Source organism: Candidatus Magnetaquiglobus chichijimensis, assembly GCF_045865675.1.
In the GTDB taxonomy this organism is placed as follows: Bacteria; Pseudomonadota; Magnetococcia; order Magnetococcales; family Magnetaquicoccaceae; genus Magnetaquiglobus; species Magnetaquiglobus chichijimensis.
The window spans coordinates 1,412,337-1,426,950 of the sequence record NZ_BAAFGK010000004.1; the positions used below are offsets into that span (position 1 = coordinate 1,412,337).

The window sequence follows — 14,614 nt, forward strand, 5'->3', positions numbered from 1 at the left end:
GGCGAACGTATCACCCACGGTGACATCCTGGGTCATGGTTGCTATCCCCTCGGGTAGGGGATATACTTATCTTTTCATTTCGTCCGTTGCCCGCCGCATCAGATTGGGGAAACCATGGCCGCCAAGCTGTTCATCTCCTATTCCAAAAGTGACAGTGCCTATCGTATCGAGTTGGGTAAGCACCTTTCTCCCCTGGTGGATTCGGGAGACGTCACAATCTGGCATGATCGCATGTTGATCCCCGGTCAGGAGTGGGACGGAAAAATCAAGGTCGAATTGGAAACTTCCGAAATTATTCTGCTTCTGGTCTCATCGGACTTCAACTCCACCCAATACGTCAAGGATGTGGAGATCAAGCGGGCCATGGAACGCCATGAATCAGGCTCTGCCGTGGTGATCCCGGTCATCCTGCGCGCCTGCGTTTGGGAACAACTCCCTTTTGGGAAATTGACCGCCCTTCCAAACGACGACAAAGACAAGGCCAAACCCATCACACAATGGACCAACCCGGATGACGCCTATGTAAACGTCGTGTTGGGGATCAAACGCGCCTTGACGGCTCTCGACGCCCGATCCATGACCCCCCCCTCATCGGCCACGACCACAACCACGGCCACGGCCACGGCCACGACCAAATCGGCGATCCACAATCTCGGGATGCGCAATCGCTTTTTCACCGGTCGCGAGGTGGAACTCAAACAGTTGGCGGCAACCCTGTTGAGCAGAAAATCCGTGGCCGTCTACACCACGACCGGCACCAGCGGCACCCAGGTGATCCAGGGACTGGGCGGCATCGGCAAGTCGCAACTGGTGTTGGAGTATGCCTGGCGCCATCTTCACGATTACGAGGTGATCTGGTGGATACGCGCGGAGAGCGGACAAACCTTGCAATCGGATATCGCCTCCTTGGGAGAAAGAATCGGCCTGGCGGGAACCAACGTCGAAGAGCGTAGCCAGGCCGCACTCGGATGGCTGGAATACCATGACAACTGGCTGATTGTTCTGGACAACGCTCCCAACCCGGCAGGAGTGACCGAATGGATTCCACCAAACCATGCCGGACATCTGCTGATCACCACCCGCCACCGCGCCGGATGGAAAAAATTGGCCAACGCCCTGGACATGGATGTGATGAGCAAAGAAGAAGGTAGCGCCTTTCTGCTCCACCGCATGGAAATGTGGGATACGGCGACCAAAACCCAACGCCAAACGGCGGATACCCTGACCGAAGAGTTGGGTGGGTTGCCATTGGCCCTGGAGCAGGCCGCCTCCTACATGGACGAAATGACCCTTTCCCTGGAGGTTTACCTGAAAAAGTTCCGCGCCAAGGGGCTCGCCCTGATGAACTCAATCAGTGCCCGACCCACACTGGGCGAGTATGCGCAAACGATATACACCACCTGGCAACTCTCCTTTGATCAGGCGATGGATGAAAACCCGATGGCTTGCGTGCTGCTCAACTTGATGAGTTTCCTGGAGCCAGACGACATCCCCCGAAATCTGTTGTGGGAATGGCGGGCTCGATGGTTGAACGAAGAGATGGACTGGGCCAGGCGACTGCCAGACGAAGATGCCTACGATCTGGCCCTGACCACATTGCACCGCTTCGCGCTGATCCGCCTGGAAAAAGAGAAAGACAGCCTCTCCATCCACCGTCTGGTTGGCGCGGTGACCCGCGACCGGCTCGGAGAAGAGGGACAAGAACGCTACCTTGCTCTGGTCCTGGCCGTGATGCGCCAAGCCTATGACATCGAATTCCATGACATGGCGGCACGCCCCGATGCCAGACGTCTTCATCACCACGTACTGAATATTGCCCGCATGGGGGAGCGTTTCGGAGTGGATCTGATACGCGTTAATTTTCTTTACAACCGCTGCGCCCTCTTCTGGGTAAGCCAGGCAGCCTATGGACTGGCAAGAGAACTGTTCGAACAGGCCCTGTCCCTCACCGAAAAGATCCATGGCCCGGAACATCCGAATGTCGCCCCCACCCTCAACAATCTGGGCCTGATGCTACACGAGCAGGGCGATCTCACGGGAGCGCGGGAGATCTTCGAACGCACACTGGCCATTGGCGAAAAGTATCTGGATCCAGACCATCCCACCATCGCAATCCGTCTGAACAATCTCGGGAGTGTATTGCGCAAGCAGGGGAATCTCTCCGAGGCGCGGGAACTGATCAAACGAGCCCTGGAAATCGGCGACAAGCGCCTGGACCCGGATCATCCGGAAATGGCCAAGTGGCTCAACAACATGGGAATGGTGTTGTTGGATTCGGGAGACCTCCTAGAAGCGAGGCAACACCTGGAACGGGCCCTGAGAATCAGGATAAAAATCCTGGGATCCGAACATCCCGAAGTGGCCCTCTGCCTCAACAACCTGGCCCTGGTGCTGAAAGATCAAGGCGACATCGCGGGAGCGCGCGATAATTACGTGCGCTCCCTGACGATTCTCCGTGCCTCCAATCTCCCGCCGGACCATCCGCATATCCAGCAAATAGAAGTGAATCTGGCCTACCTGAATTCGCTCATGCGATCAGGAGATTCCGAACCACCCGGCCAACCAGCTTCCCGGCCATGCTCGTGACGCACAACAGACTGCCGACCGCCAGCCTTTGAAAAACTACTCCCGCCCGCCATTCCCCTTTTTCAACTGCTGCAACCGGTAGTTCAGGGTCTGGCGAGACACCCCCAGCAGGGTGGCGGCCACGCTCTTGTTGCCCTGGGAGCGCTCCAGCGCCTCCTCGATCAGCAACACCTCGGCCTCGCGCAGCGTGGGAAGCTTGGCGCTCATGCGCTTGAAGGGGTTGTCCTCCTCCTGCATGGCGTCCGACTCCTCGGGGGTGCCGGTGGCGAACACGCTCTCCCGGAACCGCTCCAGCGACAACACCCCGGACTGATGGCGCGCCACCGCATCGAAAGCGATGGCCCGCAACTCGCGCACATTGCCGGGAAAGCCATAGGTGTTGAGCAGATGGAACAACTCCGGCGGCGGAATCGGCACAGGCTTGCCCATGGCGTGTGCCGCCTCCTCGAGAAAACGGGCGGTGAGAAGCGGAATATCCTCCTTGCGCTCTCTCAAGGGGGGAATGCGCACCTGATGGGAAGAGAGCCGAAAATAAAGATCGGACCGAAAGCTCTTCTCGGCCATCAGCCCCTTCAGATCCCGATTGGTGGCGCAAATGATGCGCGCATCGGTCTTCATGTAGCCATCCGAACCCAGGGGGTAGTACTTGCGTTCCTGCAACAGCCGCAACAACTTGACCTGGGAGGACTCCTTGAGATCGCCGATCTCGTCCAAAAACAACGACCCCCCCGCCGCCGCCGCGATCATCCCCTCGCGGTTGTCGTTGGCCCCGGTGAATGCCCCCTTGCGATGGCCGAACAGGGTGTCGGAGAACATGTTGTCGTCCAACCCGGCCACGTTCAACGCCACCAACTGCCCGGAACGGTGACTCACCGAATGCACCGCCTGGGCGAGCAACTCCTTGCCCACCCCGGTCTCGCCGATGATCAATACCGGCTCCGACGACGGCGCGATCGCCTCCACATACTGAAACACCGCGCGCATCTTGCGGCTCTTGGTGATGATCGGGGCGAAGGCCTCGGTATCCTGCAACGAGTCCTCCAAAAGATAGTGCTTGAGCGTCCCCACCTCGCGGCGCAACGAGCGCAACTCCATGGCCCGCTTCACGCACGAGATGAAGCGGCTGTTCTCCGCGGGCTTGACCAGATAGTCGAACGCCCCATCCTTCATGCACTGCACCGCGATCTCGATCTCCAGATTCGCGGTCATCACGATCACCGGCACCTCCGGAAACCGCTCCTTGATGCGCGGCAACAACTCGGTGCCCGGCGTGTGCGGCATCACCAGATCCAACACCACCACCGCCGCCCCATGTTCCTCCAGAAACTCCAGGAGATTCCGACCATCGGTCATGGTCACCACCGGCGACACATCGGCGGTCTTCAACAGAATCTTGGAACTGAACAGCACTGTCTCCTCGTCATCGACCAGCACGATGGGCAGACTCTTCTTGTTGGGCTCGCTCATGCCGACTCTCCCCGCGTGGTGCTGGCATCCAATGGCAATCGCACGGTCACCCTTGTCCCCCGCCCCAACTCCGAGGCAAAGGCAATCGTACCCGCATGATTCTCGATGATCGTTTTGGTGATCGACAACCCCAATCCCATGCCCCCGGATTCGGTCTTGGTGGAAAAAAACGGATCGGTCAATTTTCCCACATGATCCGGATCAATGCCACGCCCCTCGTCCCGAAATACCACCTCCAGAAAACCCGCGCCAGGATCCGAGTGAATGACGATTTCGATCCTCTCTTCGCGACCGGTCAAGGCCTGCAAACCGTTCTGGAGAATATTGATAAAAGCCTGTTCCAACTGCTGGGCATTGCCGCGCACCATCACCGGCTGTTCCGGCGGCCACAACCGGCAATGGTCGGTGGCGGCGCGGATCTGGTTTTGCAGGATCATCATGGCCGCATGGATCGGGTCGAGGATGTTGATCCGCTGGGTGAGGATCCCTTTGTCCTGTCGCACCATGTGTTTCAGGCCGGAGATGATGAGCTGGATGCGTTGCGCACTCATGCGGATGCCATCGAGCAGACGCGGCACCACCTCCATGGCCTCCTCGCAGGGCATGCCGCCCAGATAGAAGGCCCCGGAGCGCTCGTGGAGATTCAGCAGCATGGGTCTGGCATCCTCCCAGACGGCGGAGAGGATCGGCACGTTGAACTGGATGGCGTTGTTGGGATTGTTGATCTCGTGGGCCACACTGGCCGACAGCACCCCCAGGGAGGCCAGACGGGCATTACGCAGATTCTGGGCCTGCAACACATGTTTTTCGGTGACATCCTGACAGACCGCCAGCACCTCGGAAACCCGTCCGTCGTGGAAGATCGGCGCCAGACGCGCCTCCCACCAGGAGGATTCGCCGTCGGTGAGGGGGAACTCCACCGCCTCGCCGTTGACGAACACCTCGGCGATGCGCGCATTGAGATCGGGCAGACGCGACTTGAGCAGAGCATCCAGGATCGGATCGGTCAGCGCGCGGTTGGAGTACTGCACCCGTCCTTCGCGGTCCAGGGTCATGATGGGGTCCGGGGAGTGATGAAGCAGGGAGAGCAGTTTCTCCTCGGAGATGCGCATCGCCTTTTGAGCGCGACGCCGCTCCTCGGCCTCGCGAAACTTGAGGATGCCAAAGGCCAGGTTGTTGGCCAGGTTCTCCAGAAGCTGGATCTCCTCCGGATCGAAGGCATCCAGGGAGCCGCTGTAGATGTTGAGGGTGCCGAGGGGCAACAGGTCATCGACCGGCAAGGGGAGCGCCAACGACGACACATAGCCGCGCCGTGCCGCCTCCTCCCGCCAGGAGGCGAAGTCCGGATCGCTGCCGATCTCCCGCGCCAGAATCGGCTTGCCGGTCCGATAGGCGGCGCCCGAGGGTCCCCCGCCCTTTCCGGCGTCGAGCCAGGTGATCTCCAGGGTGTCGAGATACCCGGCGTCGAAACCATACTGGGCCGCAGGCAGGATGCGACCATCGGCACTGGCGAAACCCACCCAGGCCATGCGATAGCCCCCCTCCTCGACGATCAGTCGGCAGATCCGTTTCAGCAACTCCTGCTCGGAAGTGGCCTTGATCATGGTTTCGTTGCCATGGCTCAAGGTGAGCAGGGTACGGTTGGCGCGCCGGATGGCCCGTTCCGCCTGTTTGCGCGGTCGGATGTCGCGGGCGAAATGGCAATGGATGGTCATCCCCTCGATCTTGAGCAGGGTGGTCTGCACCTCCAGATAAAGCAACGCCCCCGCCTTGGTGCGCACCGCGTACTCCATGCAACACTGACCTCTGTGTTCCAGCGCCTCGCCGTGATCGGCCCACTGGTCCAGGGTCAGATCGACGCGGATGTCGAACAGGGTACGGGTGAGAAGTTCGGCCCGGGAGTACCCCGTGGCCAGGCACATCGCCTCGTTGACATAGATGAACCGCCCCGCAGGATCGACCCAACAGATCATGTCCGCCGCGTGATCCACGCTGAACTGGGTCCGTTGCAACAGCCGGTCGGTCTCCTTGTGGACCAGCAGGGCGTTGTCGAACAGGGTCAGGGCATGGTTGAGGTGCCGGGCCAGGAGTCCGAGTTCACTTTGTTGGTGTTCCGGCGGGACGGTGATGGGCAGACGGATCGGACGAGTGGGATCGATGCTGGCCAACTGCCGTCCGATGCGCCGGATCGGACGGGTAAGCAGACGGTGGAACAGCCAGGTGAGAATCAGGGCCAGCACCAGGGACTGAAGCAGCCCGATGGACAAGAGCATGCCCGCGCCGGCTCCGAGGAGTCGATCCGCCCACCACCCGGCCAGACCGAACACCACCCCCACCCCCAGCCCGACCCACAGGGCCAGACGCAACTGACGGTAGACGAGCCTCTGGCGCAACGGCACCCGTTCGGGCGCCTCGGCGATGCGAAGCTGTTCTGATGTGACCATCCTCCCCCCCGGATGACCGCTATGGCCGGCCTGGATAACGCCGTGGCCCTTTCACCTGCAAAGGTCAATCATACGGGAAATGGATGATCCATAAAAGGTGGTTCGATGCAAGCGGCTGTCCACGCCCGGCTGCCCGGACGCCAAAGCGGGCGGCATGACCGGAACCGGGAGGTTCCCGAGAGCCGGTTTTCTGAAGGATGGGAGCGTCATGCCCCTCGGGCACGCCGGCACCTTACGCGGTCAGGCGTCGCAAGCCGTCTCGGAAACACTGGAAACTGCCGGAACGATTCCGCTCCACATCCATTTCGGGTGCGATCGTCCTGGCCCAGAGCATCTTGTGATTCAGGACACTTGGCGATCTTTTTCCCGTAACTCCGGCGGTTCTCCTCACACCGATCCCCCCTGGATGAAGGATATCGGCCAGGGTCTCCCAGGTCCGACACTGGGAGTCCTGCTGGTAAGCCTCCAACTTGACCGGATCCGCTTCCGGATAGGCCTTGAGAAGCGCCTCACGATCCCCCAAATACCAAGCTTCCAGCTCCTCGATGGCGATCCGGAACAGACAGTTGGGCTTTGGATCGCACCACGCCAGCAACCCGGTCAACTGCTGCTTGAACGCCCGACAATCGGGATGCTCGTCCAGATCCACCAACACCACGACCAGCAGGTCGGCGCGGTCCTCCTTGCCATAAGCGCGCAGTTTCGACGGCAGGTTGTGCAGCAAGGTCGGATCCAATGGATTCGGTCGCGCGGTTGGATCCTCCGGCAAAGAACCGATGCCACGATGCTTGTGAATCGTCCATGTGTGCGGCTCACGATAGGGTCCGATGATCCGGGACATCAGAATGGAGAGCGCGGTCAACTCCGTCGTGCCCTCCACGAGCACCTCAAGATGCATGGATCACACTCCCCGCATCCAGATAATCGGCGGCCCACAGGGATCCCAAGGGCTGCCCTTCCAGAACCATGTTCTGGACAAAGGGAATATCCTTGGCGCAGGTGATCTTCGAGAAACCATCCTCCCCCTTTTCGATCACCCAAACCTCCACCGGCTCCAGAGCATCCACGAAATAGGGCTGATGCGTGGTGATAAAGACCTGCGTTCCACCCTTTTTGGATTCCGCATAGGATCGGAACTCCGTGGCCAACACCTCCAGCACCTTGTGATACAGGCCGTTCTCCGGCTCCTCGATGCACAAAAACGGCGGCGGTTCCGGATCGTTGAGCAGCAACAGATAGGAAAAGATCTTCAACGTGCCATCGGACATCTGGTAATGGGTGAACGGCTCCTGGAAGGATGAACTGTAAAAAAGCAGATAGAGATTCTTGGAAATCTCGTCACGATGGATGCGGATATCCTGAATCCCTGGAATCTTGTCCGCGATCTGATTCAAAATCTTCTGAATGCGCGGCCTGTGTTCCCGTTCCAGAAACTGCACCACGTTGCCGATGTTGCTGCCCGATTCGTTGAGATGCTTTTGTGGCCCGGCCTTGGAGACCTCCCGCGCGGAATTGGGCGAAAAATAACTTAAATACCATCCTTGCAAAAAATTCCGGAACCGCTCGATGCGTGGATGAGCCTTGAGCGATCCCAGGGTGACAATTCCCAAATGCCTTTGATCCGTCAGTTCGATCCACTCACTCTCTGGCTCTTCCTGGATACTTTCCAACCAAAAATCATCACTACCGGACATAACCATTTCCGTCGCATCGGTGGCATAACTCTCCAGACCCGACCAGACCAAGCCCCGACCCTCACGAAGATACAGGAAAGAAAAAGGATGACCGTGGGATTGCCCCTTGCGCCGCTGCCGCAGTCGCTCGCTGGCCACATACGGACGGCCCTGAAGATCGAGATCGATTGCCAACTCATAAGTCATGGGACGGGCCTTTCCTTCCTCACGATAATAGAGTTCGAACTGAATCGGCTCGTTTTCGACCCCCTGGGAACGGATGCGCTGGAATCCGCCCCGCTCCCGGAGATCACACGCCTCCTCGACCCCGACCCGCAGGCAATCCCCCAAGAATCCGAAGGCATCGAAGAGCGAACTCTTGCCTGTGCCGTTCTTGCCGATCACCACGGTCAAAGGCTGCAAGGGGTCCACCCTCTGCAAATTCCATAATTTCCCCAGCGTCACATCGCGCAAGGCACGGTAATTCCGAATGCGGATACCTTCGAGTCTTGCCACTTGGCCTCTCCTTGTTTCCTGACGTTGCCCACCCGCCCGATCCGCCATCGACGTCGCCAATCGAACCCGGCGAAAACCTTCCGCAGCCTGCGAAATTTGCATGGAAACCTGAACCGCGAGGGATTATCATGCAAGCACGAGAATGATTCAACGTTCACACGGCATCCAGGTTTCTCGACCGGTCCGATCACCCCACTCCAACCCCTGGTTCAACGCGCCATCATGAGCAACCGGTTCCTCACCCCGCTCAAACGTCTCTCCCCCATCGTCTGGACCCACTCCGTGCTCGATCGCCTCGGCGGACGCATCCTCGTCTATGTGGGGGTGACCTTCGTGTTCGGCTGGCTGGGACTGGCGGTGCTCATCTCGGAGTTCCACGAACAACTCGTGATGAGCCAGAACGAACGGGCCGTGCTGCTGATCACCCGTGGGGTCTCCAGCGGACTGCGCACCATCATGCTCGCCGGCGACGCGGAGATCGCCGAGGATTTCAGCAAAAATCTCCAGAACATCAACGGTCTGGTCGATTTCCGCATCCTGCGACCCGATGGCAGCGAGGCCTTCCGCACCAACGAAACCATCCGTCTGGTCAACCAACGCCTGGGCGGCGAACGGTTCCACCCCCGCAAACGCGAAAACAAGGTCCAGGTTCTCCCCAGCGACTCCACCACCCTGAAAAACGTGCTCGGCAACGGTCACGAGGTGCCGATCTACGAACGCGACCCCTTGAACGGCGCTCCGCTGCTCACCTTCTTCGCCCCCATCCCCAACCAGGACGAATGCCGCCCCTGCCACGGACAGAACGACCCGTTCCGCGGCCTGATCAAACTCACCATGTCCCTCTCCCAGGCCAATCACGAAATCCATCAGGCCCGCTGGTGGATCTTCGGCCTCGGCACCCTCATCGCCGCCGCAGTGATGCTGATCATCCACCAGGCGGTCTGCCGCTCTGCCGTGGCCCCCCTGGAACGGATGGCCCGCATCCTCGGCGACGACCACCACCACGGCGATCCCGATCGCTCCGTGCCGGTCACCGGCTGCGCGGAATTCCGCCAAGTGGCCACCGCCTTCAACCACATGAGCAGCCAGTTGAGCAGCGCCTGGTTCGATCTGCGCGAGGAGCACGACAAACTCACCACCATCCTGCTCGGCACCCGCGAAGGCATCGTGGTCACCGACCGGGAAAACCGCATCGTGCTGGTCAACCCTTCGGCGGAACGGTTCATCGGCAAAAGCGCCGACGAGATCCGAACCCAGGGGTTCATGACCCTCTTCGACGACCCGGAACACATGCGCGCCCTCCTGGACGATCATGTCCATGAACTGCCGGGACTGGTCCTGCACAACGAACGCATGCTACAGATCCATGCCGCCAACATCCGCGATTCAGCCGGTCATCCCATCGGCTCGGCGGCGATGATCCGCGACGTCACCCGCGAAAAGGCCCTGGAAGACGAACTGCGCAAACTCTCCAACACCGATCCCCTGACCGGGCTCTTCAACCGACGCCGCTTCGACGCCGCACTCCTCGAGGAGTACGATCGCGCCAAACGCTATGGATTGATCCTGGGATTGCTGCTCTTCGACGTGGACCACTTCAAACGGTTCAACGACACCCACGGCCACGACCAGGGGGATCGGGTCCTCAAGGCCATTGCAGAGGTGATGCGCACCCATTTCCGCTCCGTGGATCACCCCTGCCGCTACGGCGGCGAGGAGTTCTGCGCCATCATGCCCAGCACCGGCTCCTCCGGCGTGAACCGCTCCGCAGAGCGGCTCCGCCAGAGTGTCGAGGCCATGGTGGTCGATGGGCTGAAAGTCACCGTGAGCATCGGCGTGGCCATCTTCCCGGAGTGTGGACGAGAAGGGCCCGAGGCCATGCTCAAGGCCGCCGATCTGGCCCTTTACCAGGCCAAGCGCCTGGGACGCAACCGGGTCTGTCCGTTCACGCCGGAGCTTGCGGCGACTCCGCCGGCATGACCGGTTGCACCGCCGGCACGGGCGCCGGATTCAACGGCAAAACCATGCGCAATTCCATCGGTTCGCTGCCGGCATAGGTCTCGAACTTGTATTTTTCCAGAAACTTCCGCATCGGCTTGTTGTCCACCCGCACCACGCAGACCAACCGGTTCAGGCGCCGCTTGCGGGCGATTTCGATCATCTTGTTCAACAGCACGCTCGCCATGCCCTTGGCGCGGCTCCCCTCCTGAACCACGAAGGTCGCCTCGCCGCTGTTCTCCTGTTCGATCCAGTAATAGCGACCCACCGCCAGGATCACATGGTGCGGCCCCTTGCAGCGCACGATGCAGAGCGCCAGATCACGGGTCTGATCCACATTCACCACCTCGCACGCCTTCTGCCGCGACATGCCATCCGGGTGATAGCGGTAGCGTTGCATCACGGTTTCGTCGTCGAGCGAATAGAAGAACTCCTGATAGATGCGCTCGTCGGCGGCATGCAGCGGACGCATGCAGTAGACGTTCCCCTTCAGACGCACCTTGACCTGTTGCGGATCGCCCAACTCCTCGACCCGACTGGGTTGGGTGATCTGATAGTCGGGAACCCAGTGGTGGGTACGCACCTGGGCGAGCAGACGATCGCGGAACGCCGGATGGGCCACCCGGATCAACTCCAGGGCCCGTTCGCGGATGCTTTTGCCGCGCAGGGTGGCGATGCCATGCTCGGTGACCACGTAATGGACATCCCCGCGCGAGGTGACCACCCCGGACCCTTCGGTCAGGAACGGGACGATCTTGGAGATGGTGCCGTTCTTGGCGGTGGACGGCAGGGCGATGATCGGGCGTCCATCGCGACTCCGGGCCGCGCCGCGAATGAAATCCACCTGCCCGCCGATGCCGCTGTAGAACCGTTGGCCCACCGAATCCGACACCACCTGTCCGGTCAGATCCACCTCGATGGCGCTGTTGATGGCCACCATGTTGTCGTTGCGGGCGATCACGGTGGGGTTGTTGACATACTCGGTGGGGTGGAACTCAATGTGCGGGTTTTCGTGGACAAAATCGTAGAGCTTCTGGGATCCCATGCAGAACGAGGCGATGATCTTGCCGGGATGGAGGGTTTTCTGGGTGTTGTTGATCACCCCGGAGCGGAACAGCTCGATCACCCCGTCGGAAAACATCTCGGTGTGGATGCCCAGGTTCTTGTGGTCGCCGAGCGCGCGCAACACCGCGTCCGGGATCCGTCCGATCCCCATTTGCAGGGTGGCCCCGTCCTGGATCAACTGGGCCACGTACTGACCGATGCGCAGCGCCACGTCGTCGAGTTCCGGCGGTTGCAGGATCGTCATGGGACGATCGGCCTCGATGCAGGCGTGGATCTGACTGACGTGGATGAAGCTTTGACCCAAGGTGCGCGGCACCGAGGGGTTGATCTGGGCGATCACCTGGCGAGCCGATTTCCAGCCCGCCGAGACGATATCCACCGAAGGGCCGAGCGAGCAGTAGCCGTATTGATCCGGCGGCGACACCTGAATCAGGGCCACGTCGATGGGCAGGATGCCGTCCGTGAACAGCGAGGGGATCTCGGAGAGGAAACAGGGGGTATAGTCGGCCACCCCGGAGGCCACGGAGTTGCGGGTTCCGGGTCCCAGAAACAGGGAGTTGACCTTGAACGAACGGGCGTATTTGGGCTCGGTCCAGGGGTGTGGCCCCAGGATCAGGATATGGACCAGTTCCAGGTCACGGAAGTCGTTGGCGTGCTTGACCAGATCCTCGGTCAGGGCGTGGGGACAGGCGGCGTTCGAGCCGATGAAGATCCGGTCCCCGGATTTGAGATGGTGTTTCCACTCCGTGAGTTTCGGGGGGAGATGGTGTTTGGACATGGTGGCTCCTCTGGCCTTGTTCGATTTGTTGCATTGCAACAATGGTAGGCCAACAGGAGACGAATCTCAAGAACAATCGCTCGGAACCGCCCTCCCCGACGATCCGGGGCTTTCGTGGTCCCGACGTCGGGCGCTACTGGATGCTCGCGCTCAGTTGCATGGCCTGAGCCGACAGACTCACCACATAGGCCTTGGTGGAAAGATAGTTCGGCGGCATGTAGGTTTGTTGTTGGATGATCTGCCGGGTCTGCGAGGATTGGTTCTGCACGGTATGAAAGACCCGTTGCGCCGCCTGAATGGAACGGATCTGATTCACCGTGCTGATATCGCTCGGCATGATGCTGGAAACGTTCATGGAAGATCCTTGCCAGAGGTTGAAAGTCATCGGAAACGATGGATACTATCATTCCACCATGTCCAACAGAAAGCAAGAACCGCTCCAACCTCCTCCGGAACCAAAATGCCGTCAGTGCGTTGACAGGGAGCCCGGCGCCATGTCAACCGGCTTGAAACCGGTCGCGCCGGTGGCGGTCAACGGACCGAGCAGGGCGTGACGCACCGAGTCGGGATCCATGTCGAGTTGTTGGCAGATCCAGTGAAAAGAGCCCACTCCGTGCCGATGGGAGCGGATCCAGGTGATGGCGTCCGCGCGGGTGGTGCGATCCTGAAGATCGAGAATGGCCCGTTCCAGCACCGCGGCCCACAGGCGACGGGCATTGTCGTGATCGAGGACGCGGTGTTCCATTTCACCGGTCACGCCGCGCATCAAGGGCATGGACGGGTTGACAGACGATCTGTCGTGCGAAGTGAGCTGCATGGCAAAAATCCCATTTCAGAGTCAAGAATGCGGAGTTCATCTCCGGTTAACCAAACCCAAGCAGGTTGCATGCCAAATCAGTTTAACCTCGATTCCCCCTCCATGTACCCCGGAGGAATGCGCGGGCGTCCAGCGAAGCTCCTGGGAGGGGTGACGGAAGTGGCTCGGCGGCGGAATCTCTACAATCAAAAGCATGGAATGACAAAATAAAAGACAACCTTTGGAAAAACCATGACAAAAGGGTGCATTCGGAATGGACGGACGGTTGCCTAGCCCCGCAGAGCGTGCTAGGGTATTTCCCGGCCTGAATGGGCGTTCATCGGGCAGGCAGGATCCAAATGGGCCGACACGGTTGCCCGACATCCCCTCAAACCGGGGATCCACGGACCCGAGGCCGTTGTCACCAACCCCGCGCGCGGGACATCGAAGAAACTAAGGAGTGGCCTCCATGGGATACGGGAAGGTATTGGGTTTGGGTCTGGCGGTGGTCGTGCTGGGCGTAGCGTCGGCCTGGGCCGGGGATGTGGCCAAGGGCAAGGAACTGCACGATCCGTCGTGCGCAGGGGCCTGTCACGCCGCCAAGGGCGCGGGGGACGTGAACGCCCTCTACACCCGCAAGAACCGCAAGGACTCCCTGGAGAAACTCAAGGCCCAGGTGGCCTTCTGCAACCAGCAGGTGCTCAACTCCAAATGGTTCCCGGAGGATGAAGCCGACGTGGTTGCCTATCTGAACGCCACCTTCTATCACTTCAAGTGACGGCGCAGAATCTCCGCGTCGGCGTCTGAAAAGGCCACCAGCGTCACCGCCATCCCGGCATCGGGATGGGCGTCGAAAAAGGCCCGAATCGTCGCGATGGCGATCCGGGCCGCTGTCTCCTTCGGAAAACCATACACTCCGGTGCTGATCCCCGGAAACGCGACCCGTCGCGCCTGGTTTTCGTGGGCCACCTCCAGACAGCGGCGGTAGCAGCGCGCCAGATTGCCATCCGGATCCGGATCCGAGTGATGGATCGGGCCGGCGGTGTGGATCACCAGCCGGGCCGGAAGATTGCCGGCGGGGGTGGCCACCGCCTCGCCGCTCGGCAGCCCCTCCGGATAACGCTCGCGACGGATCCGTTGACACGCCTCGAGAATCGCCGGACCGCCGGCGCGATGGATCGCCCCATCCACGCCCCCTCCCCCGAGCAGCGAAGCGTTGGCCGCGTTGACGATGGCATCCATCACCAGTCGGGTGATATCCCCGGTCAGGATCTTCAAGGTATTGGTCATC

General features: G+C 60.5%; 11 protein-coding genes. 3 read left to right on the top strand and 8 right to left on the bottom strand.

Annotated elements, in window-relative coordinates; translation table 11 throughout:
* Positions 1-114 precede the first annotated feature (114 nt).
* Positions 115-2,586, top strand: a complete 2,472-nt coding sequence (locus ACOY6C_RS10310; protein ID WP_420905391.1) for a tetratricopeptide repeat protein — start codon at positions 115-117, stop codon at positions 2,584-2,586.
* Between the two features lie 36 nt (positions 2,587-2,622).
* Here ACOY6C_RS10310 and ACOY6C_RS10315 read toward each other — a convergent pair whose 3' ends face one another.
* From ACOY6C_RS10315 to ACOY6C_RS10330, 4 genes are all read right to left on the bottom strand, one after another.
* Positions 2,623-4,053, bottom strand: coding sequence for a sigma-54-dependent transcriptional regulator (locus ACOY6C_RS10315; protein WP_420905392.1), 1,431 nt, complete (start codon positions 4,051-4,053; stop codon positions 2,623-2,625).
* Entirely contained in the window at positions 4,050-6,497 is a 2,448-nt protein-coding gene (locus ACOY6C_RS10320; protein WP_420905393.1) for a GAF domain-containing sensor histidine kinase, read from the bottom strand. The genes ACOY6C_RS10315 and ACOY6C_RS10320 overlap by 4 nt, the downstream gene beginning before the upstream one ends.
* Before the next feature lie 232 nt (positions 6,498-6,729).
* Entirely contained in the window at positions 6,730-7,395 is a 666-nt protein-coding gene (locus ACOY6C_RS10325; RefSeq protein WP_420905394.1) for a DUF4276 family protein, read from the bottom strand.
* Positions 7,385-8,686, bottom strand: a complete 1,302-nt coding sequence (locus ACOY6C_RS10330; protein WP_420905395.1) for an AAA family ATPase — start codon at positions 8,684-8,686, stop codon at positions 7,385-7,387. Before ACOY6C_RS10330 ends, ACOY6C_RS10325 begins: the two co-directional genes overlap by 11 nt.
* A 222-nt stretch (positions 8,687-8,908) precedes the next feature.
* Between ACOY6C_RS10330 and ACOY6C_RS10335 the strand changes: the two genes are divergently transcribed.
* Positions 8,909-10,666, top strand: a complete 1,758-nt coding sequence (locus ACOY6C_RS10335; protein WP_420905396.1) for a sensor domain-containing diguanylate cyclase — start codon at positions 8,909-8,911, stop codon at positions 10,664-10,666.
* Here the strand turns inward: ACOY6C_RS10335 and ACOY6C_RS10340 are convergent.
* The 3 genes from ACOY6C_RS10340 to ACOY6C_RS10350 form a co-directional block, all read right to left on the bottom strand.
* Positions 10,632-12,527: a GNAT family N-acetyltransferase gene (locus ACOY6C_RS10340; protein WP_420905397.1), complete on the bottom strand. Its 1,896-nt coding sequence runs from the start codon at positions 12,525-12,527 to the stop codon at positions 10,632-10,634. The two genes, ACOY6C_RS10335 and ACOY6C_RS10340, sit on opposite strands and share 35 nt — an antisense overlap.
* A 133-nt stretch (positions 12,528-12,660) precedes the next feature.
* Positions 12,661-12,882 (bottom strand): hypothetical protein, encoded by a 222-nt coding sequence (locus tag ACOY6C_RS10345; RefSeq protein WP_420905398.1) that lies wholly within the window; start codon positions 12,880-12,882, stop codon positions 12,661-12,663.
* Between the two features lie 111 nt (positions 12,883-12,993).
* A complete protein-coding gene (locus tag ACOY6C_RS10350; protein ID WP_420905399.1) occupies positions 12,994-13,344 on the bottom strand; it encodes a hypothetical protein in 351 nt (116 codons plus the stop codon).
* A gap of 448 nt (positions 13,345-13,792) precedes the next feature.
* Between ACOY6C_RS10350 and ACOY6C_RS10355 the strand changes: the two genes are divergently transcribed.
* Positions 13,793-14,101, top strand: coding sequence for a hypothetical protein (locus ACOY6C_RS10355; protein WP_420905400.1), 309 nt, complete (start codon positions 13,793-13,795; stop codon positions 14,099-14,101).
* Here ACOY6C_RS10355 and ACOY6C_RS10360 read toward each other — a convergent pair.
* Complete coding sequence (locus tag ACOY6C_RS10360; protein WP_420905401.1) at positions 14,089-14,613, bottom strand: O-acetyl-ADP-ribose deacetylase; 525 nt, start codon at positions 14,611-14,613, stop codon at positions 14,089-14,091. The two genes, ACOY6C_RS10355 and ACOY6C_RS10360, sit on opposite strands and share 13 nt — an antisense overlap.
* Position 14,614 lies beyond the last annotated feature (1 nt).